This window comes from Mesorhizobium oxytropidicola (genome assembly GCF_056174625.1).
Map to the genome: position 1 here is coordinate 5786044 of NZ_CM149692.1, position 25505 is coordinate 5811548.

At 60.8% G+C, this 25505-nt stretch carries 20 protein-coding genes, 1 tRNA gene and 2 pseudogenes; 16 read left to right on the forward strand and 7 right to left on the reverse strand.

Annotated features, from left to right (window positions below):
• The first annotated feature begins 6 nt into the window (after window positions 1-6).
• Window positions 7-1470, forward strand: coding sequence for a betaine-aldehyde dehydrogenase (gene betB, locus AC0V8S_RS29160; protein WP_183457638.1), 1464 nt, complete (start codon window positions 7-9; stop codon window positions 1468-1470).
• Window positions 1471-1477: 7 nt separating this feature from the next.
• Here the strand turns inward: betB and AC0V8S_RS29165 are convergent, their stop codons facing one another.
• Together AC0V8S_RS29165 and AC0V8S_RS29170 are read right to left on the reverse strand one after the other, a co-directional pair.
• Window positions 1478-3718 carry an AGE family epimerase/isomerase gene (locus tag AC0V8S_RS29165; protein ID WP_475434892.1) on the reverse strand — a complete coding sequence of 747 codons (2241 nt, stop codon included), beginning with the start codon at window positions 3716-3718 and terminating at the stop codon, window positions 1478-1480.
• A gap of 42 nt (window positions 3719-3760) precedes the next feature.
• Window positions 3761-4660, reverse strand: a complete 900-nt coding sequence (locus AC0V8S_RS29170; protein WP_475438717.1) for a LysR family transcriptional regulator — start codon at window positions 4658-4660, stop codon at window positions 3761-3763.
• A gap of 101 nt (window positions 4661-4761) precedes the next feature.
• Here AC0V8S_RS29170 and AC0V8S_RS29175 point away from each other — a divergent pair.
• The 10 genes and pseudogenes from AC0V8S_RS29175 to AC0V8S_RS29220 all read left to right on the forward strand — a co-directional run bounded on the left by AC0V8S_RS29175 (window position 4762) and on the right by AC0V8S_RS29220 (window position 14597).
• A pseudogene (locus tag AC0V8S_RS29175) lies at window positions 4762-5645 on the forward strand (NmrA/HSCARG family protein).
• Between the two features lie 75 nt (window positions 5646-5720).
• Window positions 5721-5797, forward strand: a tRNA-Pro gene (locus AC0V8S_RS29180).
• 576 nt (window positions 5798-6373) lie between these two features.
• The gene (locus AC0V8S_RS29185; protein WP_475434893.1) at window positions 6374-7387 is read left to right on the forward strand and encodes an ABC transporter substrate-binding protein; all 1014 of its coding nucleotides are present in this window, start codon (window positions 6374-6376) and stop codon (window positions 7385-7387) included.
• Between the two features lie 30 nt (window positions 7388-7417).
• Window positions 7418-8428, forward strand: a complete 1011-nt coding sequence (locus tag AC0V8S_RS29190; protein WP_475434895.1) for an ABC transporter substrate-binding protein — start codon at window positions 7418-7420, stop codon at window positions 8426-8428.
• On the forward strand, window positions 8425-9030 hold the full coding sequence (locus AC0V8S_RS29195) for an SCO family protein (protein WP_475434896.1): 606 nt from the start codon (window positions 8425-8427) through the stop codon (window positions 9028-9030). Before AC0V8S_RS29190 ends, AC0V8S_RS29195 begins: the two co-directional genes overlap by 4 nt.
• Entirely contained in the window at window positions 8996-11104 is a 2109-nt protein-coding gene (locus tag AC0V8S_RS29200; protein ID WP_475434897.1) for a sensor histidine kinase, read from the forward strand. Before AC0V8S_RS29195 ends, AC0V8S_RS29200 begins: the two co-directional genes overlap by 35 nt.
• Window positions 11101-11466 carry a response regulator gene (locus tag AC0V8S_RS29205; protein WP_475434899.1) on the forward strand — a complete coding sequence of 122 codons (366 nt, stop codon included), beginning with the start codon at window positions 11101-11103 and terminating at the stop codon, window positions 11464-11466. The genes AC0V8S_RS29200 and AC0V8S_RS29205 overlap by 4 nt, the downstream gene beginning before the upstream one ends.
• A gap of 13 nt (window positions 11467-11479) precedes the next feature.
• The gene (locus AC0V8S_RS29210) at window positions 11480-12628 is read left to right on the forward strand and encodes a response regulator (RefSeq protein ID WP_475434901.1); all 1149 of its coding nucleotides are present in this window, start codon (window positions 11480-11482) and stop codon (window positions 12626-12628) included.
• A gap of 352 nt (window positions 12629-12980) precedes the next feature.
• Complete coding sequence (locus AC0V8S_RS29215) at window positions 12981-14087, forward strand: ABC transporter substrate-binding protein (protein WP_475434903.1); 1107 nt, start codon at window positions 12981-12983, stop codon at window positions 14085-14087.
• A 33-nt stretch (window positions 14088-14120) separates the two neighbouring features.
• Window positions 14121-14597 carry a hypothetical protein gene (locus AC0V8S_RS29220; protein WP_475434905.1) on the forward strand — a complete coding sequence of 159 codons (477 nt, stop codon included), beginning with the start codon at window positions 14121-14123 and terminating at the stop codon, window positions 14595-14597.
• Between the two features lie 486 nt (window positions 14598-15083).
• Here AC0V8S_RS29220 and AC0V8S_RS29225 read toward each other — a convergent pair whose 3' ends face one another.
• The 4 genes from AC0V8S_RS29225 to AC0V8S_RS29240 form a co-directional block, all read right to left on the reverse strand.
• Complete coding sequence (locus tag AC0V8S_RS29225) at window positions 15084-15239, reverse strand: hypothetical protein (RefSeq protein ID WP_475434906.1); 156 nt, start codon at window positions 15237-15239, stop codon at window positions 15084-15086.
• Between the two features lie 564 nt (window positions 15240-15803).
• Window positions 15804-15932 carry a hypothetical protein gene (locus tag AC0V8S_RS29230; RefSeq protein ID WP_475434908.1) on the reverse strand — a complete coding sequence of 43 codons (129 nt, stop codon included), beginning with the start codon at window positions 15930-15932 and terminating at the stop codon, window positions 15804-15806.
• 95 nt (window positions 15933-16027) lie between these two features.
• Window positions 16028-19831: a helix-turn-helix domain-containing protein gene (locus tag AC0V8S_RS29235; protein ID WP_475434909.1), complete on the reverse strand. Its 3804-nt coding sequence runs from the start codon at window positions 19829-19831 to the stop codon at window positions 16028-16030.
• A 270-nt stretch (window positions 19832-20101) separates the two neighbouring features.
• Window positions 20102-20365, reverse strand: a complete 264-nt coding sequence (locus AC0V8S_RS29240; RefSeq protein ID WP_475434910.1) for a hypothetical protein — start codon at window positions 20363-20365, stop codon at window positions 20102-20104.
• A gap of 215 nt (window positions 20366-20580) precedes the next feature.
• Between AC0V8S_RS29240 and AC0V8S_RS29245 the strand changes: the two genes are divergently transcribed.
• Both AC0V8S_RS29245 and AC0V8S_RS29250 read left to right on the forward strand, forming a co-directional pair.
• Window positions 20581-20985 carry a host attachment family protein gene (locus AC0V8S_RS29245; RefSeq protein ID WP_475434912.1) on the forward strand — a complete coding sequence of 135 codons (405 nt, stop codon included), beginning with the start codon at window positions 20581-20583 and terminating at the stop codon, window positions 20983-20985.
• Between the two features lie 319 nt (window positions 20986-21304).
• Window positions 21305-21796, forward strand: a complete 492-nt coding sequence (locus AC0V8S_RS29250; protein WP_475434914.1) for a pyridoxamine 5'-phosphate oxidase family protein — start codon at window positions 21305-21307, stop codon at window positions 21794-21796.
• 214 nt (window positions 21797-22010) lie between these two features.
• Here AC0V8S_RS29250 and AC0V8S_RS29255 read toward each other — a convergent pair.
• Window positions 22011-22625 (reverse strand): annotated as a pseudogene (locus AC0V8S_RS29255) (hypothetical protein); the annotation flags it as partial.
• Between the two features lie 328 nt (window positions 22626-22953).
• Between AC0V8S_RS29255 and AC0V8S_RS29260 the strand changes: the two are divergent.
• Genes AC0V8S_RS29260 through AC0V8S_RS29270 form a run of 3 tightly spaced genes read left to right on the forward strand, consistent with a single transcriptional unit; the run spans window position 22954 to window position 25458 of the window.
• Window positions 22954-23709, forward strand: a complete 756-nt coding sequence (locus tag AC0V8S_RS29260) for a phosphatase PAP2 family protein (RefSeq protein ID WP_475434916.1) — start codon at window positions 22954-22956, stop codon at window positions 23707-23709.
• On the forward strand, window positions 23706-24617 hold the full coding sequence (locus AC0V8S_RS29265; RefSeq protein WP_475434918.1) for a diacylglycerol/lipid kinase family protein: 912 nt from the start codon (window positions 23706-23708) through the stop codon (window positions 24615-24617). Before AC0V8S_RS29260 ends, AC0V8S_RS29265 begins: the two co-directional genes overlap by 4 nt.
• A gap of 28 nt (window positions 24618-24645) precedes the next feature.
• Complete coding sequence (locus AC0V8S_RS29270; RefSeq protein WP_095198529.1) at window positions 24646-25458, forward strand: metallophosphoesterase family protein; 813 nt, start codon at window positions 24646-24648, stop codon at window positions 25456-25458.
• The last annotated feature ends 47 nt before the right edge of the window (window positions 25459-25505 follow it).

Here is a 25505-nt window from a genome sequence, read left to right on the forward strand (position 1 = left end):
AATCCCATGCGCGCCCAGCCCACGGCATCGCACTATGTCAACGGACGCTACATAGAGGACGAAGGCGGCGCGCCGCTGCCGGTGATCTATCCGGCAACTGGCGAGGTCATCGCTACCCTGCGCTCGGCGACGCCGAACGTGCTGGAGCTTGCGATCGAGGCCGCGCGGGCCGCGCAGCCGGCCTGGGCGCGGCTGAAGCCGGTCGAGCGCGGCCGCATCCTGCGCCGCGCCGCCGACATCCTGCGCGCCCGCAACGCCGACCTCGCCCGCATCGAGACGCTCGACACCGGCAAGGCGATCCAGGAGACGCTGGTGGCGGATGCGCCTTCCGCAGCAGACTGTCTTGAGTATTTCGGCGGTGCGGTCGCCGCCTACAATGGCGAGGCCGTCGACCTCGGCGGACCCTTCGCCTACACACGGCGCGAGGCGCTCGGCGTCTGCGTCGGCATCGGTGCCTGGAACTATCCGATCCAGATCGCCGGCTGGAAGTCGGCACCGGCGCTCGCCATGGGCAACGCCATGGTGTTCAAGCCGTCGGAAAATACGCCGCTTTCCGCACTGGCGCTGGCAGAGATCTACAGCGAGGCCGGCCTGCCTGACGGGCTGTTCAACGTCGTGCAGGGCTATGGCGATGTTGGCGCGGGCCTCGTTGGCCACGATGTCGTCGCCAAGGTTTCGGTGACCGGCTCGGTGCCAACCGGGCGCAAGGTGCTGTCGCTCGCCGGCTCGAAGATGAAGCACGCGACGATGGAACTCGGCGGGAAGTCGCCGCTGATCGTCTTCGACGACGCCGATATCGAAAACGCCATCGGCGGCGCCATGCTCGGCAATTTCTACTCCACCGGCCAGATCTGCTCCAACGGCACGCGCGTCTTCGTGCAGAGCGGCATCCACGACCGCTTCGTCGACCGTCTGATCGAGCGGACCAAGAAAATCCGCATCGGCGACCCGCTCGATCCGGAGACCCAGATGGGCCCACTGGTGTCGAAAGCACAGCACGACAAGGTGGTCGGCTATATCGAGATCGGCAAGCAGGATGGCGCTGTTCTCGCCTGTGGCGGCAACGTTCCCTCACTGCAGGGTTTCGGTGGCGGCTTCTTCGTCGAGCCGACGGTGTTCACCGGCGTCACCGACAATATGCGCATCGCCCGCGAAGAGATTTTCGGGCCGGTCATGAGCGTGCTGAAATTCGATGGCGAGGACGAGGTGATCGACCGCGCCAACGACACCGAATTCGGCCTCGCCGCCGGCGTCTTCACCCGCGACCTGCCGCGCGCCCACCGTGTCATCGCCGAATTGCAGGCCGGCACCTGCTGGATCAACGCCTACAATCTGACGCCGGTTGAAATCCCGTTCGGCGGCTTCAAGCAGTCCGGCATCGGGCGGGAAAATTCGCTGGCGGCGCTGGCGCTCTATTCGCAGCTGAAATCGATCTATGTCGAGACCGGGGATGTGGCGAGCCCGTATTGAGCCGCGCTTAAGCCGCCTTCTCCACCGTTCCATCCAGATACTGGGTCAACGCACAGACCAGGTGATAAAAGATGCTTGCCGGCACGTCTGATGCCAGCGAACGGCCACGCTCGTCGATGCGGTCGATCCATAGGCCGAGCGGCGCCGGGTCGATGTGCCAGCGGAACAGCCGGCCGACGCGTTCCTCGATCTCCGGCTTGAGATCGGGTCCACCCGAACCGTCCAGCGCTATGGCCGCCTTGACCGCTTCGGCCTGCGGCCAGCTGCGCGAGATCAGGTCCAGCGGCAGCCCCTGCCGGGAGACGGCGCCATAGGCCAGGCCGGTGGCGCGGTTGAGGCCATTGGCGATGGCCGAGGCATAGAGTTTTCGGGCGAAGCCGCTCAGCTCGGCCTGGCCGCTGCGCCCGGCGAAATCGACCAGCAGCGACGCCCATTCGAAATGGTGGCCGGGCTCGGTCCAAGTCCCCTTCTCACCGGCTGACGGCTTCCATTCGTCATCGAAATATTCGCCCAGCGTCCAGCTGTCCCGGTCGAAGAAATGGCTGCGGAAAAGATCGATGATGCGCGCCGCGCGGCGCAGATGAGCGCGCTCGCCGGTGGCCTGGTGCCAGGCCAGGAAGGCTTCGAGCAGATGCATATGCGGGTTGGAGCGCCGCTCGCCCTCGCCGTCCGATGTTTCGAGGAAGCCGGTCATGCGATGATCCTCGAGATGGGCATCGAGGAAGGCGAAGGTTTCCTCGCCGAGCCGCAAGGCATCGGGATTGCCCGACATATGCGCATGCGCCAGCGCCAGGAGCACGCAGGAATGATCATAGGCATCCTCGGTGGCGTCGGCGACGGAGCCGTCAACATGCAGGGCGCGCACCCAGCCGCCTTTGTCGGTGCGGCCATTCCTGACCATGAACTCGATACCGTGGCTGATCAGCCGGTCGGCCGGGCCATCCCAGCCGCGCGCGCTGGCGACGGCGAAGGCATAGACTTGCCTGGCCGTTGTGCGCATGCGCTTGGGTTTCATCAGCGGCCTGGCGTCGAAGCCCAACGCCTCATGGAACCCGCCATGGCGCTCGTCGACACCCGATGTCGACCACAGCGGCAAGGTCTCCTGGAACAGCCAGTGGTGCACACGCCGCCGCCAGGCGCCGCTTTCGATGACGCGGTCATGCGCCGGCGTGAACCTGGTTTCCAGCCGGCCGGATTTCTCGAGCTGCTCAACCACCTTCTTGACATGCTGGCTGTGGCTGACCGGCGCGACGAAAGTGGCGTCAGCGGTCGAAACGATGGCGACGTCCTTCATGCCGATCGCCGACAGCAGGCGACCGTCGCTGCGGATGTAGGAGTTCTCGCAATCGATGGCGACAACATCGCCGATGACGACATTGCCGTGGTCGTCGGCCGGGCCGACGTCCAGCAGCGATTGCCAGGAGCCGAGATCGTTCCAGCGGAAGTCGGCCGGCACCATGGCAATGCCTTGCGCCCGTTCCATGATGGCATAGTCGATCGAGATCGAGGGAATGGCCTCATAGAGCTCCAGCGGCATATAGAGGCCGGACAGGTCCGATGTCGCTGCCTTGTAGGCGGCTTCGGTGGCCTGCCAGATGTCGGGCTCGAAGGCGGCGAAGGCGTCACGCATGGCAGCGGCGCGAAACAGGAAGATGCCGGTGTTCCAGTAAAAGCTTTCCGCCTTGAGATAGCTCTGCGCCGTCGCAAGATCCGGCTTCTCGACGAAACGCGTGACGTCGAAGATGCCGCCCCGCGCGCCCGCCACCTCGATATAGCCATAGCCGGTTTCGGGCTGAGTCGGTTTGATGCCGAACACCACGAGCCGGCCGGCATGCGCCGCCTCGGCGCCTGCCTCGACGCTCTGCCAGAATTGGCTTGGCGTTGATATTTCATGGTCTGACGGCACGACCATCACCAGGCTGTCGCCAAATTCAGACAGGGTGCGCAGCGTTGCCAGTGCGATCGCGGCGGCGGTGTTGCGCCCCGTGGGTTCGAACAATGGGCCCCCGCCGGCGAGATCGAGCCCGGCCAGATCGGCATGGACACGATCGGCATGGCGCTCGGAGGCGATCAGGAAGATCGGTGTTTCGCCGGCCGGCCTTGCCGTCAGCCGGCGCAAGGTCTTGGCCAGCATGGAGCCGTCACCCGAAAAATCGTGAAACTGCTTGGGATTGTCCTCGCGCGACAGCGGCCAGAGCCGCGAACCAACGCCGCCACTCATGACAAAACTGACGATGCGCTGGCTCATTCGGGTCTCGCTTGGAAGTTGGCCGGAGGTAGCAGACATGCCTTAAGCCGCGTTTGCCCGATTGGAAATCCGCTCGACCGCCAGATCGATGAAGGCCTTAACCAGGGGTGAAAGGTGCCGGCTGCTGGGATAGAGAACGTGCAGGCCGCCGGCCGGTGTCGTGTAGCCGTCGAGAACGCGCCGCAGCCGTCCCTCGTTGATCAGCCCCTCGGCCATCAGTTGGGGCAATTGGGCGATGCCGAACCCTGCGAGCGCGGCCGCCACCACCGCCTGCATCTCATTGGCGGCGAAGCGCCCGGCGACCACGACGGTTTCCTGGCCTTGTGGCCCATCCAGCACCCAATGAGCGCCTGAGGCCGAAGGGCCAGCGATAACGCATCGATGGCGGGCGAGATCGGTCGGGCCTTCCGGCATGCCGTACCGTGCGAGATAGTCGGGGCTGGCGCAGAGCAGCCGGTGCGTTGAACCGATCTTGCGGGCAATCAGCGTCGAATCCTCAAGTCTCCCGGTGCGGAAGGCGAGGTCGATGCCGTCCTCGACCAGGTTGAGTTTGTCGTCAGTGAGACGGAGCTCGACATTGGTCTTCGGGTACAGCGCCAGAAACTCGATCACGGCGCGGATGAGGAAGTGACCGCTGAAACCAACCGGGGCTGAAATGCGGATCGTACCCGAAGGCTCCGCTCTCGCCTCGGCGAGACGCAGATTCGCCTCCTCGATCGTCCGCAGGCCCTGGCTGCTTTGCTCATAGTAGAGGCGCCCGGCATCCGTCAGGTTGAGGCTGCGCGTAGTGCGCTGCAGCAGGCGCACACCGACCTCGCGTTCGAGCGCGGCGACACGGCGGCTGACGGTCGTCTTTGGCATGGCGAGCAGGCGCGCGGCAGCGGTGAAGCTGCCGGCTTCGAGGACGCGGGCAAACACGATGACATCGTTGAGATCGATCATTGTGCTCAAGATTGGGACAAAGTTTTCCAATTATAGGCAGTTATGCATCAATGCGACAGAGCCTAATTTTGCTGCAGACAAAACAAGACGGAGCAAATGAGATGACCAGCAAACGAAGCATTCTTGTGACCGGCGCCACGGGCCAGCAAGGCGGCGCTGTTGCGCGTGCCCTGTTGTCCAGGGGCCATCGCGTCAAGGCACTGACGCGCAAGCCCGACAGCGATGGCGCACGGCAACTGACGGCGGCGGGTGCCGAGGTCGTGGCCGGCGATCTCGGCGACGCAGCCTCCGTCGTGAAGGCCGCAAAGGACGTCGACACCATGTTCCTGATGGGCAACAGCTACGAGGCCGGCCTCGAGGAGGAACCCGCCAGGGGATCCTGGCCGCCGATGCGGCGAAGGCCGCCGGCATCGGACACCTGATCTATTCATCCGTTGCCGACGCCGACAAGCAGACCGGCATTCCGCATTTCGAAAGCAAATATCTGGTCGAGCAGCATGTCAGGCAGCTCGGCATCCCCTACACGATCAGCGCGCCGGTCGCCTTCATGGAGAATGCCGTCGCGCCGTGGTCGATTGGCGCGCTCAGCCAGGGCACTCATGCCTTCGCCATGCCGACGAAGCGTGTCCTCCAACTGGTCGCGCTGGCGGATATCGGCGCCTTCGTCGCCACCCTGGCGGAACGGCGGGAGCAGGTGTTCGGCAAGCGTTTCGATTTTGCCGGGGATGAATTGTCCGGCGAAGAGCAAGCGAAAATCCTGTCCGAGGCCATCGGCCGACCGATCCGCTATCAGGAAATCCCGATCGCTGCTGCCCGCCAGCAGAGTGAGGACGCGGCGCTGATGTTCGAATGGTTCGACCGAGTCGGCTACGACGTCGACATCGCCGCCTTGCATAGGCAATTCCCAGAGGTGCGCTGGCACGGTTTTGCCGACTGGGCGCGCGCATTTAACTGGGGCGCCAGCGGCCTGCGCGGCGAAAGCTGATGAAATGCGACAGAAGTGCTGCCATTGCCGCTTGCAGGAATGAGGTGTGGCGGCTATAAGCCCGCCGTCTGGTCACGGAGTGTAGCGCAGCCTGGTAGCGCACCTCGTTCGGGACGAGGGGGTCGCAGGTTCAAATCCTGCCACTCCGACCAGAAAAAACAGACACTTAGGTGTTTGTTTCTCCCGACACCCCACAGATATCCCCACAGAAATGGAAAAGTAGTTGGCAGCTCTTAGCGGCTGGCAGGGTGTATAGCTCTCCTAAGCAGCGTTCAGTTGCCGGCAGTCGTCGGATGACTGCAATGGGGCCGACAGCGGAATGGCGGCTTTTGGCGTCCGAAGAAGATAGCAGACGTTCCGCCCGGCGGAACCAAGCTCTGAAGCTGACCCGATGCATACCTTGCGTCGATCACTAGGTCCGGCCGCGCGGCAAACTCGAAGTGGCTATTCACAACAGCGCAAACAGTCTACCTGACAGCGAGGTGCTGGCGGGACGTTTGGCGTAGTAAGTTTTGCGCTCGCAACCTACGCAAATTGGGCGTACGTTGGCATATCGTCGGTTGCTAATTGATGACCCGGCGACTGAGAGCGCAAGACTCCCGCAGCGGACTGGGCGCGCTAGAATCCACAACTACTCGTCGCGCCCACGAGACCATCTGCCTCTGCCGAAACCTCTTTTGTTCGGTTCGGGCCGAAATTGCCTTGCAGTTCGGAGAGGGAGCGTTCCGATGCAGATCATGCAAACCCGCCGCCGATTCCTGTCCGGCGCTGCAATGGCAGGCGCTGCCGGTATCGTCGGTCTTCCGCAGCCACTCCACGCGGAACCGCCGCTGGAAACCACCACTGTTCGTCTGCCGCATTGGGTTGGTGGTTCCTACTGCTGGGCAGGTGCGTACATCGCCGGGGAACTGATGCGTGCGGATGGCTTCACAGACGTTCGCTACGTACGAGGCGATAAGAGCGTCGACCAATCGGAGTGGATCGCACGCGGTGAGACGGATTTCTCGGTCAACTTTTCGCCGAAGCAAATCGCGTCGATCGATGCCGGCGTGCCGATCAAGGTGCTAACCGGGTTGCACTCCGGATGCCTCGAACTGATCGCCAACGAGAGCATCCGCAGCGTCACGGATCTGCGGGGCAAGAGGGTGGGCGTTGATGGTCTCAACAACTCGCGACACGTGTGGCTGTCCCTCATGTCCGCCTATGTCGGGCTCGATCCCGTCAACGATATCCAGTGGGTCTTGACTGAGGACGTCAAGCCCACGGAACTCTTCATGCAAGGGAAGATCGACGCATTCCTCGGGACGCCGCCCCAGCCGCAGGAGCTGCGCGCCAAGAAGATCGGCCACACGATCCTCAACAACACCGTCGACCGCCCCTGGTCACAGTATTTCTGCTGCATGATCTCCGCGACGACAGACTACGTGACCAGGTACCCGGTGGCGACCAAGCGGGTCTTGCGATCCATCCTCAAGGCCGCCGACCTCTGCGTGTCGGCTCCGGAAATGGCGGCGCAGCAGATGGTCGATCGCGATTTCGTCCCATCGTATGACTACGCGCTCCAAACGCTGCAGGATATCCGGTACGACCGTTGGCGAGAATTCGATCCTGAAGACTCCCTGCGGTTCTATACACTGCGCATGCAGGAGACGGGCATGATCAAGTCAGGCCCGCAGGAAATCCTCGCCAGCGGAACGGACTGGCGCTTCCTCAATGAACTGAAACGCGAGATGAAGACGTGATCCCGTTTGTCGTGATGGGGAGACTTGAACATGCAAATCATCCAGAGTCGCCGCAGCTTCATAGCCGGCCTGGCAGCCGGCACCGCTGGACTTGTCGCAGCGCCGAGACTGGCGCTCGCTGAGCCGCCGCCGGAGACGACCACGGTTCGCTTACCCGTTTTCTACAAGATTTCCGATTGCCAGTTGCCCGAATACATTTCTACGGAACTGCTGCGCGCCGAGGGCTTCACCGACATCCAATTCGTGGCCTCCGGCACCGGCCCTGATTCACCAGATTGGCTCGCTCATGGCGAACTAGATTTTGATTGGCCCTTCTTGCCGGCAGCGATCCGCTCGATCGACAGCGGCGCTCCGATCAAAGTTCTGGCCGGCATGCACTCGGGATGCCTTGAACTGATCGCTGACAAGAGCATTCACAGCGTTTTGCAGCTCAAGGGCAAGAGGGTGGGAATTGACATCACTAACGGAACCCCACACGAGCTTCTGATCATCATGGCTACCTATGTCGGCCTCGATGCTATCAACGATATCCACTGGGTCGCCAATCCGGATTTGAGCCCCTTGGAGCTGCTTGCCGAAGGCAAGATCGACGCCTTCCTCGGTATTCCCCCCCTGCCCCAAGAGGCACGCGACCGCAAGCTCGGCCATGTAATCCTCAATACGTCCATCGATCATCCCTGGTCGCAGTATTATTGCTGCATGCTGACCAGCACTGTGGATTATATGAGCAGATATCCGGTAGCGACCAAGCGCGTGTTGCGGGCGCTACTCAAGGCCGTGGACCTTTGCGTGTCCGACCCAGAGCGAGTGGCTAGGCTGGCAGTCGAGAGGGGCTTCGCCAGCCGTTACGACTATGCGCTGCAGGCGATGGGCGATGTGCGTTACGACACCTGGCGGGACTATGATGCCGAAGACTCGATGCGGTTCTATGCGCTGCGCATGCAGGAGACAAAGGCGATCTCCATGAGCCCACAGGAGGTCCTGGATCGCGGCACCGATTGGCGCTTCCTCAATCAGCTCAAGCGGGAGATGAAAACGTGAGCCGCTGGCCGACGCGCGCCTTGCTGGTCCTGGCGCTCGTCGCCCTGCCTGTACAGGCCTATGCGCACGAGGCCCATGCGCACGCTGGGGAGAGCGAGCGACTACCGATGATGGGGGCTGCGCCTGACTTCATGCTGACGTCGCAGGACCGCAAGCGGGTATCGCTGCACGATTTCCACGGCAAGGTGGTCGCCGTCGCCTTCATCTACACGTCCTGTACCGACGTCTGCCCGATGCTGACCGCCAATATGGCCAGCGTGCAGGAAAAATTGGGGAGTGCATTCGGACCCAAAATCGCCTTCGTTTCGATCACTGTCGACCCGGAGCGCGATTCGCCCGATGTCTTGAAGGAATATGCGCAGAATTTTGGCGCCGATTTGAAGGGCTGGTCTTTCCTTACCGGTGATCCGGCGACGGTCCATGAGGTTGGACGAAAATACGGGGTCATCGCGAAGAAAACGGCGGATGGTGATGTCGACCACACCTTGCTGACGTCGCTGGTAGACCCTGAGGGTAACTTGCGCGTACAGTATCTCGGCGTTCGGTTCGACCTCGAGGAGTTCCGGGGTGACCTTCTCAGCCTCTTGGACGAATCCAAATAGCATAACGAACCGGCTCGTTGGCTGGGTTGCCCGGCTGCCGGCGCGTGTCCAGACCAAGTTGCTGATCGCGTTCCTGTCGATCGTCGGGCTCTTGATCGTGCTCGGGGCCGTCGGGTTGCAGGTGCTGAGCGGCGTCAATGATCAAACAAACGAGCTGATCATGCTGCAGCGCCGCATCGCAGCCTATCGCCAGGTCCAGCACGACACTACGAACCAGCTCTACAGCATCTCGACCGCGCTTCTGCTTCAGGACGAGCGGATGCTGGATGCAGCGCTGCGCCAGCTCAACCAGTTTGGCTACGACCTCGACCGTATGGAGTTCGTCGCCGAAACTGAGGCGGAGGTGCTGGGGCAGGTCCGGCAAGAGTACGAACGGCTCGCGGCCGGCGTGACGCACGTTGTGGAGCTTTTCCGCGCCGGTCGCACGGAAGAGGCGCGCAAGGTTCAGCTGGATGAGATCATCCCGTCGGCCGACCGCCTCGAGCGGCTGACGAACCAGCTGGTCAACATGGCCGAAGCCGACATGGTAGCGGCGATCGAAACGAGCGAGGGGGCATACGGCACCTCCCGACTGATCGTGGTCTCCTTTGCAGTGGGCAGCATCCTCCTCGCGCTGGCGCTTGGCTACCTAATCTCCTGGTCGTTGATCGAACCGGTCAAGAAGATCGAGACGCGTCTCCGCCAGATAGCGGCCGGCGACTTCGCCCAGCAGGTCGCCGTCGCCAATCGGGACGAACTGGGAGCGCTTGCGGACAATGTCAACCAGACATCTGAGCAGCTGGGAAGACTGTATCAAGAGGTGCAGGCGCGCACGGCTGAGCTTGCTCGGTCGGTCGGCGAACTGGAGGCGCTCGGGGAAGTCAGCAAGGCGGTCAACTCGACGCTCGATCTCGACATGGTGCTGCAGACGATCGTGGCCAAAGCGGTTCAACTGTCGGACACTGATGCGGGCACCATATATGTGTTCAGCGGCGCGAGACAACAATTCCGGCTGCGCGCAAGTTTTGGGATGAACGACGAGCTCATTGCCGCGATGTCCGACCAGATTATCGGGCTGAACGATTTAGGAATCGGCAACGCCGCAGGGGGCTACGCGCCCGTCCAGTTTCCCGATCTCGGCGCGGGAACGCCCTCTCACGTCCAAAAGATCGTGCTCGATGCCGGCTATCAAAGCATCCTGGTAATTCCACTGCTTAGGCCTAACAAGATCGTCGGCGCGCTTGTCGTGAGGCGCCTTAAACCTGGTGAATTCGACAAGCAAGTCGTCGACCTCATGGAAACCTTTGCGGCCCAATCGGTGCTCGCCATTCAAAACGCGAAGCTGTTCCGCGAAATAGAAGAGAAAGGCCGGGAACTGGAGGCCGCCAGCCGCCACAAATCCCAGTTCCTGGCGAATATGAGCCACGAGCTCAGGACGCCGCTGAATTCGGTTCTGGGCTTCACGGAACTATTGGTCGACGGAATCTACGGCGAGCTTCCGGAGAAGGCAAAGACGACCGTTGCGCGCGTGCAGGCAAACGGCCGTCACCTCCTCGGGCTCATCAATGATGTGCTCGACCTTTCAAAGATTGAAGCGGGCCAGCTCACTCTCACGCTTGAAGACTATTCAGTCGGGCAAGTGGTGCGATCGACCGTCGCGGCCGTCGAGCCACTGGCGCGAGCAAAAGGTCTCAATCTCGCTGCGACTGTCGGAGAGAACCTTCCAATTGGCCGCGGAGACGAGCGCCGCCTAACCCAGGTCCTTCTCAATCTCGCAGGCAATGCGGTCAAGTTCACCGAGACGGGTACGGTCGACATTCTTGCCGGAGCGGCCGACGGACACTTTGAGATCAAGGTGCGGGATACAGGTCCCGGCATTGCGGCCACGGACCAGGCTCTCATCTTCGAGGAATTCCAGCAGGTCGACAGCAGCAGCACCAGGCAGAAGGGTGGTACAGGTCTTGGCCTGGCGATCTCGAAGCGCATCGTCGAAATGCATGGCGGAACCATCGACGTCGAGTCCGTGATCGGGTCAGGGTCGACATTCCGTCTGAAGCTGCCAATCCGGGTGAGTGAGGACGTGAGGGCCGCATGAGCAAACGAATCCTGATGGTGGAAGACACCGAGGACAACCGCCAGATCATCCGCGATCTCATTGCCACCACCGAATACGAGCTGATCGAGGCGGCGGACGGCGCTGCCGGCGTCGCTGCAGCCGGAGCGTACAGGCCGGACCTGATCCTGATGGACATTCAGCTCCCTGTGATCGACGGGTATGAAGCGGCCCGCCGCATCAAGGCCGACCCGGCGCTCCGGCACATTCCAATTATCGCCGTTACTTCCTACGCGTTGTCGGGCGACGAGGCGAAAGCCCTTGCTGCTGGGTGCGATGGTTATATTGCCAAGCCATTCAGTCCGCGCCAGCTGCTTTCCGAGATTCGCGGGTTCCTTTCTTGAGGGAGGCAGCGCCTTGCACGATCCGCCTCGCATTCTCGCGGTCGACGATACCCCGGAAAACCTCGAGATTCTGCGCATGCGCCTCGAGGCGAACGGCTACGAAGTAGCAACCGCCGCCGACGGTGAAGAGGGGCTTGCGAAAGCCCGCGAACTCACGCCGGATCTGATCCTGCTCGACATCATGATGCCGAAGCTCGACGGAATCGCCGTGGTGCGCTTGCTCAAGCAAGACGACTCGCTGCGATCGATCCCCGTTATTCTTGTTACAGCCAAAGCCGACACTCGTGACGTGGTCGAGGGATTGGATGCCGGCGGCGACGACTATCTGACAAAGCCCTTCGAGCACCAGGCGCTGCTGGCGCGCGTGCGATCGATGCTGCGCCAGAAGGCGCTTCACGATACCGTCGCGAGCCAGGCCCAGCTACTACAGGATCAGGCCGCGCAGCTTTCCGATTGGAACCGCTCGCTCGAGCAAACCGTGGCTGAGCAGGTGACGGAACTCGAGCGAATGGCCAGGCTCAGACGGTTCCTGCCCGAGCAGGTCGCCGACCTCATCGTTGCGGCGGGCGACGGAGACGCGCTCTTGCGGAGCCATCGTCGCGAGGTGACCGTTGTCTTTTGCGATTTGCGCGGCTTTACAGCCTTCGCAGAGACCGCCGAACCCGAAGAAGTCATGACAGTTCTTGCCGAGTATCACGCCTGTCTCGGCGAGCAAATCGTCCGCTACGAAGGGACTTTGGAGCGGTTCGTCGGCGACGGTATCGTCGTGGTTTTTAACGATCCACTGCCGTGCGCCGACCATTCCGAGAGGGCTGTGTCTATGGCCGCGGCGATGCGCGATGCGATTGACGGGCGTTCGGAGCAATGGCGCAAGCGGGATTACTTGCTCGGCTTCGGAATCGGCATCGCTCGGGGCCATGCAACCATCGGGCGGATTGGTTTCGATCAGCGCGCCGACTATGCCGTAATCGGCACTGTGTCGAACCATGCGGCTCGATTGTGCGAAGAGGCGAAGGCTCGGCAGATTCTCGTCAGCCAGCGGGTCTTCGGCGCTGTCGAATCACTGGTCGAATCCGCTCCGGTTGGTGAACTGACGCTGAAGGGTTTTCGCCGCCCGATGCCTGCCTATGAAATCGTTCGGTGGATCGGTCGGCCAAGCTAGCGTTGGACGCACGCTGTGCTCTTTCCCACGATACGGCCCGTCGAACCGTGGGCACAAAGCATCCCAGCCATCGACCGATATCGAAAGCGCTGCAACGGGGAGAAGGCGGTCGTTCTGCCAATAGCAACCTAACGTCCGCAAATGGCGGATATTGTTGAAAAAGTCCAGCGCCCAAGCCGAAGACGATGTTCGCTGGGGCGTGGCCGGCCTTTTGGCGCCGGGTCAGCGCTTTGCCCTCGCTACGAACGCAGACAAGGCGTATGGTCACTGATCGCTGGCTGGGAGATCACGGGCCAGCGACTGAGAGCGGAAGACTCCCACCTTAGCACACGGCGCGCTCTAGGTCGCTTTGTTGGGCGCGCTCACCAGATTGCCTGCCCTGCCGGCATCTCTTTGCTCGATTCCGGCCGCAATCGATTTTTTGCAGATCGGAAGGAGCGTTCCGGTGCAGATCATACAAAATCGTCGCACCTTCCTGGCCGGCCTGTCGGCGGCCGGTAGCGCAGGGCTGTTCCACGTTCGCCCATCCAGTGCCGCAGGGGAGCCAGCGCTGGAAACGACCGCCGTCCGCCTGCCACGGTGGATCAATGGCGCCTATTGCTGGGCGGGCCTGTATCTTGCGGGAGAGCTGCTGCGCGCGGACGGCTTCACCGACGTCCAATACGTGCAAGGTGACCCCAAGCTCGACCAGTGGGCGTGGATCGCAAGCGGCGACACGGATTTCAGTGTGAATTACGTGCCGGTCCATCTCAGATCGATTGACACCGGCGTGCCCATCAAAGTGCTTACCGGGCTGCACGCCGGATGCATGGAGCTGGTCGCCAACGACAGCGTCCGTGACATCACCGATCTGCGGGGCAAGCGGGTGGGCACATTTACCCTCGATTCGCTGTCTTACATGCTTGTCGCCCTGATGGCCGCCTATGTCGGGCTAGACCCCGCCAAGGACATCGAATGGGTCATCTGGAAAGGCAAGCCGGCGGAAGGCTTCGTCGACGGAAAGTTCGATGCCTTCCTGTTCACCCCGCCCGTAACGCAAAAACTGCGCGCGAAGAAGATCGGCCATACGATCGTCAACACGAACCTTGACCGCCCGTGGTCCCAGCATTTCTGCTGCATGATTTCTGCTACTTCGGACTACGTGAACAGATACCCGGTGGCGACCAAGCGCGTGCTGAGGGCCATCGTGAAGGGAGCCGAGCTTTGCGCGTCTGATCCCTCATGGAGCGCAGGGCAGCTGGTGGATCGTGGTTTCCTCCCGAGCTACGAGATGGCCCTGCAAACGCTGAAGGACACTCGCTACGACATCTGGCGGGATTTCGACGCCGAGGCCTCGATGCGTTTCTACGCGCTGCGCATGCACGAAACGGGCATGATCAAGTCGAGCCCGCAGAAGATTATCGCCGACGGCACTGACTGGCGCTTCCTCGACGAGCTGAAACGTGAGTTGAAGACGTGAGCGGGTGGCCGGCACGCTTTGTGGAGGCCCAACATGCTTAGCTTTACCAAGGCCTGCGTGGTGATCCTTTTGTCAGGGAACTGCGCTTTCGCTCAATCCGATCCGATAGAGCCAAAGGCTGGATCCTGGAAGACGTGGGTGATCACGTCTGGCAAGGATTTCCGAGTCCCGCCCCCACCGGATACTTCCGCAACCGAGCTGGAGCAGCTCCACAAACTTGTCGCAAAGAACGACGCGCAGGTCGCCGCCAAGATCACGTTCTGGGACGCCGGCTCGCCCGGCTATCGATGGATCGACCTAGTCAACAATCGTGTTCTAAAAGGCCGGCCGATCTCCAATGCGCACCGCATCTATACCTATTTGACGATGGCGATGTACGACGCCACCATCGCGGCGAGTTCACCGGAACGCATGCGGATGGCTTCGCGGTCGCAAACGATAGTTCGTCCCTTGAGGTTGCGGAACACCGCGCCTCTTGCCCCGGCCGTAGGCTACGCGCGGAGTGGGTGACGAATGCGGCGTTTCGCGTTCGTATCGTGAATGCCCAAAGATGGCGCACCGCGGGTAGTGTCTCAGTTTGAAATTTAGCCGGCCCAGCCAAGCCGCTTGCAAAATTCCTCGCCGGCCTTGCGTGCAGCAGCGAAATCTTCAAACGTCCCAGGAAGTTCGTAACGCTTCCCCCTAAAATGCACGATGCACTTCTTGTTTTCTATCGCGACAGTCATGTTCAAACTGAGACACTACCGCACCGCGACCTCCGGAGACCTTGCTTGCGATGTCTGCTATCAGGACTCGGCGAAGCCGATTTCTACGGCCGAGGTGAGGCGCATAGTTGTCCGGAGTTTTGAACCCGAAAGTAAACGGTTTTTGCTCGCGAGCGCTGATCTTCGCGCACCGCGCACCCCGAGAAATCCAATCTGCAGGCGACTCCTCAAAATGAGAGAATAGCTACTGCTTACGTAGGTTTGCGGGCAGGTCAGTATGCGAGTGGCAGCGCTATTTCCCTCGCTTTTCAATCTTGAGGTTTGGGAGGTCGGGCCGCTTGGATTCCAAGCCGGCTTCCTTCAAGGCCGTGTATCCCACCTTTTTGAGGAGCTTCTCTGTTTTGGCGCGCTCCTTGTTGAGAGCGCTCTCACGTTTGACCTTGGGCATCCATCCGTCCTCCCTTCGGTTCGTTGTCGTTCGCCAGCAAATAGGATTGCAAGCGCTATCGCGCGCGATGTCAGCTTGATGCTGTGGCAGTGACTACGTCAATGACCGAAATGAGGCGCATTCCTGACCGGCAGATCTGGGCCGTCAGCGGGCGGACAGCTTTTGGCGATCGCAAATGCAAAGCGGACCCAGTTTGAGGCAAGGGAGCTTGCGCGTGTTGAGGTTCGAGGGGCATAAGCACGCCTGAAACTCTGCCCGTCGGCGAGACCGGGGTGCAAGGATTAAGGAAGGGGCATCATCCGGCCTGCACAAGCGCAGCGCGGAAGGCGTGGCCCCCCTTGACCCGCGCCGGGGGGCGGAGCCCCAAGCAAACTTCGGCAGTTATGACCGCGGGCCGGTAAGCCAAGGCAGTAGATCTGAGGCCGCACCGAACACCACTACAAGGGCGACGATCGTCGCCAGCGCTACGAGTGCACAGACCGCCAGCGCGCCATCAGCGTTAATCACAAGCTTGTCGCCCAGGCTGACGCGCAAACTGCAAGACTTGCCCGCGCGGGTCACCGACTAGTCCTCATCGTATTCGGTCTGGCGCAGGATCGAAACGTCGGCGTGCTTGTTGACCTGGTCATAGAGCTCACGCAGGGGCGAATTTGGCGGGCACTTGGCCAATGCCTCCTCGGCAGCCTTTTTCATGTCGAGGTCCTGTGGGAAAGGCTCGCCTGCCGTCCCGCTGCGCGGCCCGTCTACGGCCGAGCAGTACAACTCAGTCAGCACCATTTTCCTCGTCTTCACGCCGAACTGCCGCGCGCGTTCAAAAAGCCTGAGCAGAAAGGCCGGATACCGGAAAATGAAGGAACTGTCGGCCTCGCGCAGGACGGCGGCAATGTAGTTGAAGTCGTCGAGCTGGGCCGTCTCCAACCAGCCATCCAGGATAGCGACAAGCTCGTCATCGTAGGGGCAAACATGGCCTCGAACGCCGTCCGGGCACTGTAGTTCAGCAACCAGACATCGTCGCCGGCGCCACGCCACCAGTTCATGAATTCCATGATGAGTTCACGCGTATACGGAGTCTGCCTGAAAGCCAGTCGGCTTTGCATCCAGGGGCCGTGATTGATGGCCCTGAAGCGTTCATCGCCTTCTCGGCGGCCGGCGGCAGCTTCGAGACGAGCTATGAAGAACCGCAACACCCAATGCGGGATCCGGCGGCTTAGCGCGGTCAATAAGGTTTGTACCCAGTGGCCCTCTAGTCTTGGCAGCTCGGCAAACTTGTCCAGCAGAAGTCCAAGCTCATCGTCCGAGAGAATATCCAGGGGAATTTCCTCCTGGAACGCGAACAGGACCGCCACATCGTCCGCCATGCGCTCGGAGGTAATACTCAGGCCGAGTACGAGGGCTTTCGCCCCCTCGGAATTGCTTTTTGCAAGCTGCCGTATCGCCCTCAAGGCCCTCATCGTTATGTTTTCGTTGGCATTGGCCAGCAGCCGCCGGACCACAGCGATGTCGCCGGGCTCGGTATTTTCCCTGTCGTAAGCGCGAAAACCAACCGCGTTGGCGGCGATGGCTTGAAGCGGCTCGGGGGCTGAGGCAGCGAAGCGGGCAATATAGTCTCTGAAGGCCCGAGCATCTGCAACAAACAGATAGCTGAGGGCAACGGCCGCATAGTTCGCGATAAGGCGTTCGGGGTCCTTTTCGGCCGCATCGACAATAGTCCGGCACAATTCTACATCGGCAGCCATCAGCCTATCGACCAGCACGTAGGCGCTTCCGTTGCCCAGTCTGGACACCCGCTTGAGGTCATATAGCCGTGTCTCGATAAACGCCGCGAGGTCTGTCTTGTTCGGATATTGGCCAATCAGCTCAATCGTCAGGGCGTCGAGGGACGCCTTCCACATAGCCTCCCCGTCCGCGCGCGACATGAGACGGGCATGCATGCCGTAGCCGTCGGCCAGGGCACGATCGGTCCTTGCCTCGAGGGTCATCGAAAAGGCGTCGGTGATTTCATTGGCCAGCTCCGAAAGTTCTGCTGGCCCGTGACCGGCCTGCCAGGCCAAAGCCCGCTCAAGTTCCAGCTGTACGGCGGAGTGCAACTCGCTCGAAGTTACCAAGGAAAGCAACTGCCGCATCGTCTCCGCGAATTGCGCTGTCCATTGCTTGCGGTTTTCCGGACCGGGATCGGCACCCATCATGCCCATGGGGAATCTCAAGGCGGTATGAAGTGCTTGCGCGGCCTTAGCGCCGACCGCGGGATCTGCGTGGGTAAGAAGGGAGAAAATCAGCGCCAGCACCCGTTCGCGCAGTTCGCGAATTCCCGCCGGACGGATGAAGAAGGGGCGGAAGATCACTTGCCTTCTATCAGACTCAGTCTCGTGGCCTTCCGTGGCGAGCACCCCCGATAGGAAGTCGAGCGGGTTGGCATGATGTGACCAGGCATCGTCCGCCTGGGCGAGCTGCAATCCAAAATCGACCACCCCCTCAACATAGACCAGCGGTTTTTTCGGATCAGGCTCGGCCAGTTCTTTCAAGATGCGGATGGCGTGCTCAGTGTTCGAGTTCTGATGGGTGGTATCGTCCCGGCCAAGTTCCCAAAGAAGTTCGAGTGCACGCTGCAGATAGTCCAGGTTGTACGCGGCGTACTTGCAGATCCTTGCAAGCTTGGGCGTAACATTGCCCACCGCCACCTTTCGTTCGACGAAGTCCAGGCACCGCCGCGGTTGGTAAAACGCGATGTCCGCGATGGCATCCAGTTGCGGGTCCCACGGTTCATTCGACGGGCTGAGCTTCGCCCACACGCCGTCTAGCAAGCGGCTCTCTCCAACCTCACCATTTTTGCGGCGCCAGTCCAAACGGGCGAGATTGACCAGCAACTGCCCTTTCAGGCGGTCATCGATGATGTCGAAAACCTGCTCGGCATACCCGGTAGAACTGCCGTCGAAGGTCACGCAGCGATCTTCTATGAGATAGTCCGCGAGTACATCGGGCGACAGGCGATAGGTTTGCCCACGCCGGAACAGCACGCCGGCCCGGGCGAGCGCGTCGAGTAGTCGCTTGACCTCGTGAAGCGGCAAGCCTGCAAAAGCAGCATATGCCAACCAGGTCGCATCGTCGTTCAAGGCGATCGGTTGCAGCAGCGCGATGAACCTGAGAAGGGCGCTAAGCTGCGCGGCATCCTCGGGACGGCCAACGTGGCCAGCTGCAACGGCTTCGAACTGTTTGAAAATGGCTGCGCGAAAGCGGTCCTCATGACCAACAAGCGACACGTGACGCGGCTCTGCCGCAATCACCTGGGCCGCGACGACCGTGGCCAGCGGGCAATCCAGCGTCAGGCGTGCGATCTGCTTGGCGACATCGTCATCCCCGGTCCAACCCGATGCAGCAAGCGCCTGGTGCGCGAGCTTTTCCGCATCCGCGAGCGTGAGGTCCTTGAGTGATATCGCCGTCGTTTTCGGGTCAAGCAACGAAAACCGGATCGCCAATGTACGATGACGGTCATACCCATATGGCCGTGTGGCTATCACCAGTGGCACGCGGTCGCGGTTGACCGACGCATACTCGAACAGCGCATGAAGGTCCGCCCGGTCATGTGCATCGTCGACAATTAGCTGAATCCGACCCTCGCCGAGGTCCTCGATGGACTGCCTATTGAGCTCACCGTCGCGGGCGAGGAAATACTGGCGAACGGTCGTATGGGTCTTTCGATAGTCCTGTAGGGCCTGCTTGAGCAGGCGTGACTTGCCCGACCCACCGGATCCGACAACAAAGACGACCGGCGACGAGCCGTCTTCTAGCTTCGCGTTCAGCTCATCGAGTTCCGCTTGACGCCCTACGAGGTCCCATTTGTGATTGAACAGCAACTGGCTGTCCTCGAAGGCGAGAAAGAATTCTTCGGGGCTTTCCCACGGAGAAGACGCGCTTTCGCCAAGCAGCGCGATTTCATGCTGGCGGAAAAACGTTCGGACGATGCGCTTCTGATCAACGGGCGCGAGTGATCTAATACGGCGAGAAATATCCTCCTTGTCCCAAATGGCCCAATTCGCATGCTTCGCCATCTCGTCTCTGGCCTGTGGACTAGCAATACGCGAGAGAGCGATGAATTTCTTGTCCGCCTGGGCGGTGTGTTCGAACACTGCGTCCCGCACTTTGCCGGGACCGAAATATGCTTCGCGCTTGCACTGGAATGAATAGCGCTTCCCATCAGGAAAGGTCGCGAGGACATCGATGCCGTCCTGCTTATGCCCTGTCGCGCCATGGCCGTGAACGTCTGCTTCGGGAAAGACCAGCTCGGCTAACATCTGAATGAAGCGCTCGAAGCTCTCGTCGGACAACGCTTCCCCCGGAAATGGCCGGTCAAAGCTCACCGTGGTGCTCAGCGTGGTGTAGCCCGCGCTTTCCAAGAGCAAGATTTGGTCGCCCTTTAAGAGCGCAGCTAACTCTGTGACCTGTTCGGCCCGGGGCCGAGACTCGCCTGCCTCCCAACGGCTCACGGTCTGCTGCTTGACGCTCAGCATCTCAGCGAGCTGGGACTGCCGCTCGATGCCGGCGTCCGCTCGGAGGCGGGCCAGAACCTTTCCAAAGGTAACAAACTTTGCACTCATTTTTTGTGTCCAAATTTTTGAACACATTAAATGTGTAGAAAAATTCCGTCAACTGGCTGACTCTTGTTTGAGCATGAGCCTTACGGCCGCGAAATCCCCCTCTCGTCGCTCTTGAAGAGCCGCATTCACCTACTTTGAAGATTTGGTACCCTTGGGATAGCCGCCTGCGGTTTTTTCGCCGGCCGCTGACGCCTCGTGCGCTCCCGCAGAGTTCGCCACAATCTTGCGGGTTACGACTCTGCCGGGATCCCGTTCGCGGTAGAGTCGCGCTTACTTGGCATCGTCGACTTCGCCGGGGCCGCTCTTCTGATGCCGTGCGCCCAGTAATAGTGTTTCGTTCATTCGCCCGCCGAAGCCAACTTCAGCCACTACTCCATGTTGCACGCACGCTACAGCGTCCGGGCCGAACGGCAGCTTTCGGGCAAATCGGTTACGCTTTTGAACGGCGAGAATGCGGCGCAAAGCGGATATTCCCTTAAACCCGACGTGCACCTCATCACCCGAACAATCGCATGTCACTCCGAGGGGCGCCATGTGGGATCTCCTTTCAGCGACCCAGCGGCACGATGCTTGTGTTCCGCTGCAGGGACGACTCCGTCCGACGCACGCGCGGCAGTCGTCGCCATTTGCGGCTCATCTCCTGGAAAGGTGGCTCAAGGCATCCAATGGCGACCTGATGCGTTGAGGGTAACGTCAGCAGGCCATCTATCGGATCGGCAAAAGGACTGGCGCAACTCGGAGACTCACCAATGGATATTCCCAAGGGCGCCACCGTCGCTGTTGTTGACGGCGAGAAGCTCAACGTATTTCGCAATACTGGAGACGAAGCCAATCCAAAGCTGACGGCGTCGACGGTAGACGACGTGACAAACGACAACAAGGGGTCAGGCGCCCGGCACCAGAGCAGTTCCGCGAACCCTGACAGCAGTCAGATCGAGGAAGACAGTTTCGCGGCCGGCACAGCCGACTTGCTCAATCGCCAGGTTCTCGGCGGTCAAATCGCCAACCTCATCGTAATCGCCGCCCCTCGGACGCTTGGAGAGCTTCGTAAGCATTACCATCAGAAACTATCGGCCGTGCTTGTCGGCGAGATTCCCAAGGATCTTACGGGACATTCGGCCCAGGAGATTGAGAAGGTGGTTGCCGCCGCCTAGCGATATCGACATCGGGTCCGCGCTGCTGATCGAGCAGGCCACGCGGACCTGGATGCAGTGGGCGACCGCCGAGCTTAGGTGGCACGCGATCCGGCCCACGTCCAGCCAACGATACAATCCAATACGCCGTCAGCTTGCATGGCCATTAAAAAAACCGCGGCCCTGACAGCGTGAAGTGTCGCGAGCCACGGCCAGGTATGTTTCGACACTACGTCAAGATCGGTCGTCACCATGAACCGCACACGATGAAGGTATCGACTTGGAACGTCGCGGGCCCTCACAAGTTGTACGAGCGCAATTTATTCCCTGGAGGACATTTATGGCCAAGCGTCGAGAACAAAAGACAGACCTCACACCCGCCGAGGCAACAGACCGCATTTGGGAACTCGCCAAGAAAATCGACGTCTGCATGTTCGTGACGTGGGACGGCGAATACAATCGCGCTAGGCCGCTCTCTGCGCGCGTCTTCCGTGACGAGAGCGCTATCTACTTCCTCGTCAATGACGACAGCGCCAAGAACAAGCAGCTATCGAAATATCCGAAGGTAACATTGGCCTGGAGTTACAGCAGCCACTACAAATATGTCACGATCTCCGGCCCGGCTGCAGTGACAAATGACAGGGAAAAGATCGCCGAGCTCTGGGAGAAGACTGACGCGGCTTGGTGGGACAACGCTGACGATCCCGAAATCCGTCTGATAACGGTGAACCCGGACGAAGGCGAATTGTGGGACAAGCCCGGGACTGGTCGTCGCTACAGCGAAAATGGTGTTCGCGGCTGTGTCCGGCGCCAAGCCGAATGTGGGCGATAACGCGAAAGTCGATCTCTAAGAGAGCCAGGCCGCCCTGCATCGTTGCCGGAGAAGCACATGACCAATCGCGCCCGCCAGCCTGCAGCACGTGCGCCGCTTTCGTCCTGCTTGCATCGGTGAAGTCACGTACACCGATGGCGGCGTTTTTGGGGCCAATGGCGGCACAGGCGTTGTCTAAAGCCAGTTGATTGCGACCAGGCCTATCGCAGCAAGCCTCGTCCTCGAACGCGTCCCATCCTTCCAACTTGGATGGCGCCCCCTTCTCTTTACCGGGTTTTTTCGCACCCTTGCCCTTGCCAGCGCGCGTCAGCGCGGCCTTGCCAGCGCCGCGCCGCCTGTTCTCCGCAACTTCTTGCGCGTCCTGTTCTCTCCAGACGGACGATAGGTCGCGATCGGGCACGTCCTCTATGTGCCGCGGGTCGAAAACATGGAAAGTGACGGCCTTCGACCGCCCGCGCATCTTGACTGTGCGGGTGCCGATGCTTCGCAGCCGGCCATCCTTGAGCCATTTGTGACGTTCGCGCGCACGGATCGTAAGGATATCCTCTGCCTCGCGCGGTAGCACGGGCAGGTGCTCAATGCCTTCCAGCGTCTTGGCGATGGTGGCCGAAGCGGCTTTGAACTCATCTGCCTCGCCAGCGGGCATTTGAATTGCGATACGACCGGTTTCCGCCTTGAGGTGCTTTCGCAGGGGCCATGGCAGGCACGCACGCACTTCGCGTTCGATGCCCTTGGCGCGCACTGCGGATCCGAGCGTCGCCGACGGCGGTAGCGGCCACTCTGCAATCAACGGAGGGGGGTGCTCGCCCCTTGATCGGTCGTCGCCCAGTTTAACGTGCGTTTCCGCACGATGTTGATTAAGTATGCGCCGGCTCGCTCCAGTGCTGCCGCCGCAGATGACTTACGCTTCCCTTCGGTTTTCGGCCGGCGCTGTTTCATGCGACCTGTCCTGTTTTCATCTCCAGCTGATGCACGGCGTCTAGAAAGTTCCGAAACGAACGATCACCTCCACCCATGACGCTTGAGCAGCGCAATAGTTGCACCCAGGTTGCCACGGAACATGAGCGCACATCTCGCGCCTATCTCGTCTCCTATTGCGCACGGACGACACGGGAACTTCGTCCTCACAATTCCGTTGTGGCCTCGGAAACGAGGTCGTGCGCTTGCGTGAATCAACCCCAACCAACGAGCGCAAATCCTTCGAGCGTCGCGAACCGCGTTCGCTGTCCAGGACGGCCTGGCCCAGCGCGACTTGGTCGGTTGCGGCGGGGCTGGTTGTTGCAGTCCTCGTTCTGGTGTTCGGCGCGCTTGCTGAAGAAGTCCTAGACGGCGATACCACCCCGTTCGATCTTGCCATCCTCTCGGCCTTGCGTAGCGCAGCCGATCCGGCCAATCCGATTGGACCGCCGTGGCTTCACGAAGCCGCCCGAGATGTGACATCCATCGGAAGCGTGGTGTTTCTTGGATTCGTGCTGCTGGCAGGGGTCGGCTATCTCCTTCTGATCCATAAGCGGGCTCTCGCGATCTTGATGGCTGTTTCGGTGGTCGGCGGCGAACTGCTCAGCACGATCCTCAAGAAGAGCTTTGATCGGCCCAGGCCCGACATTCCTCATGTGACTCAAGTGTTCACCGCGAGCTTCCCGAGCGGACACGCAATGCTTTCAGCGATCACCTTCCTCACAGTGGGTGCCCTGCTTGCTCGTGCCAACGCGGACCCGCGCGTCAAGGCGTATTTCATGGGGCTCGCCGTCTTCCTGACGGTCGCTGTTGGCGTAAGCCGCGTCTATCTCGCAGTCCATTACCCCACGGATGTGCTCGCGGGATGGTGTATCGGTTCTGGCTGGGCAATCTTGTGTTGGACGGCTGCGTCGTGGTTTCAGCCGACCAGAGTCAATCAGGAGCTCGAACCGTGAGGGCTTTGGCGCTCATCAACCAAAGCGCGGGCGCTGTCGCGCGCAGCGGCGATATCGAAAAGCTTGTCCGTGATGGGTTCGCGAAACGCGGCATCGACGCCGATGTGAAGTTAGTGGCTGGGCACCAGATTGGCGAGATGGCGCAGGGGTTCGTCGCTGAACGCCCAAGATCGGGCGATCGAAGAGTGTTGGTGGTGGGTGGTGGCGATGGTACGCTTGGGAGCGCAACGTCGGCGCTCGCCGGGACCAACGTAGCGCTGGGCGTCCTGCCGCTAGGCACATTGAACCACTTCGCCAAGGATCTTGGCGTGCCGATCGAACTTGATGCGGCAATGGACGCCATCGCGGCGAACAACCCTGTGGCAGTCGATGTCGCCGAGGTGAACGGTCGCGTTTTTCTCAACAACTCGTCGATCGGCATCTATCCCTTCTTTGTCGCAAAACGCTCCGCCGAGCAAGAGCGGCGTGGGTTGGGCAAACTTGCGGCGATCGGTCCCGCTCTCGCAAGAACAGTGAGGTCCGCGTCCTGGCAGGCAGTCCATGTTGCCGCTCAAGGCAACCGCGAACGGCTGCTGACGCCATGCGTTTTTGTCGGTAACAATTTCTACGACATCGGTGATCTTGGACGCCGCAAAAGCCTGTCCTCACACGAGCTCTGCGTTTACGTCGTCAAGCAGCAGTCATGGTTCGGACTGGCTTTGCTCCCGTTCAAAATCGCGTTTGGTCTCATCGACGCAACCCGAGACGTGGAGACGTATCGCACAAAAGCCCTCCAGATCACGTCGCATCGCGCCGCCATGCTGGTCTCGTTGGACGGTGAGGCGATCAGTATGGACATGCCCCTGAACTTCCGGATTCGCCCAGCGGCCCTGCAGGTTCTGTCACCCACCAAAATGGAACCGGATTAATGGCCAGACCTATAGCCGGAGCAATGTGGTGAAGACCCTCGTCCATCTCTCGGATTTGCATTTCGGAAAAACAGATAGCCAGGTCGTGGCAGCCATCGCGGCTGAGGTTCGCGACATCGTTCCCGATTTGCTCGTCGTTTCCGGGGATTTGACGCAACGTGCTCGAAAAGGTGAGTTCCTGCAGGCGCGAGCGTTCCTCGATTCCTTTCCTGCCCCTCGCATTGTGGTGCCCGGCAACCATGATGTACCGCTGTGGAATGTCTTCGCCCGTACCTTTACCCCTCTATCCCGCTACAAGCGGTATATCGAGGCGGACACGGATTCATTCTACGCGGATGCCGAAATCGCTGTTGTCGGTATCAACACTGCACGATCCCTGACGATCAAGGACGGCCGGATCAATGTCCGCCAGCTCGAGGCGGCAGAGGAAATATTCGCGCGCTTATCCGATAAAATCATCCGCATAGTGGTAACGCATCACCCGTTCGAAGGACTGGATTTCGAAAGCGATGATGGTGTCGTCGGGCGGGCCAGCCTTGCAATGGATGCCTTCTCGCGCAGTGGCGTAGACATGATCCTGTCTGGTCATCAGCATCTTCATCGCGCCGGTTCCAGCGCCAGGCGGTACCTTATCGACGGGTATGCGGCATTGCTCGTTCAGGCGGGAACAGCGGTCTCATCGCGACTCCGCCAGGCCGCAAATTCGTTCAACATCATTTGCGTCGATGGTCCGGAAATATCCGTGGAATGTCGAGGCTGGCGGTCGCCTCGGGGCGGGTTCGAAACCTCGGCGAGATATTCCTTTCGGCATGGCCCAGACGGATGGCGCCTGCTTGATTAGCACAGATCAATTCAATTCCAGGGGCTGCGCCCCGACTAGCAAGGAGC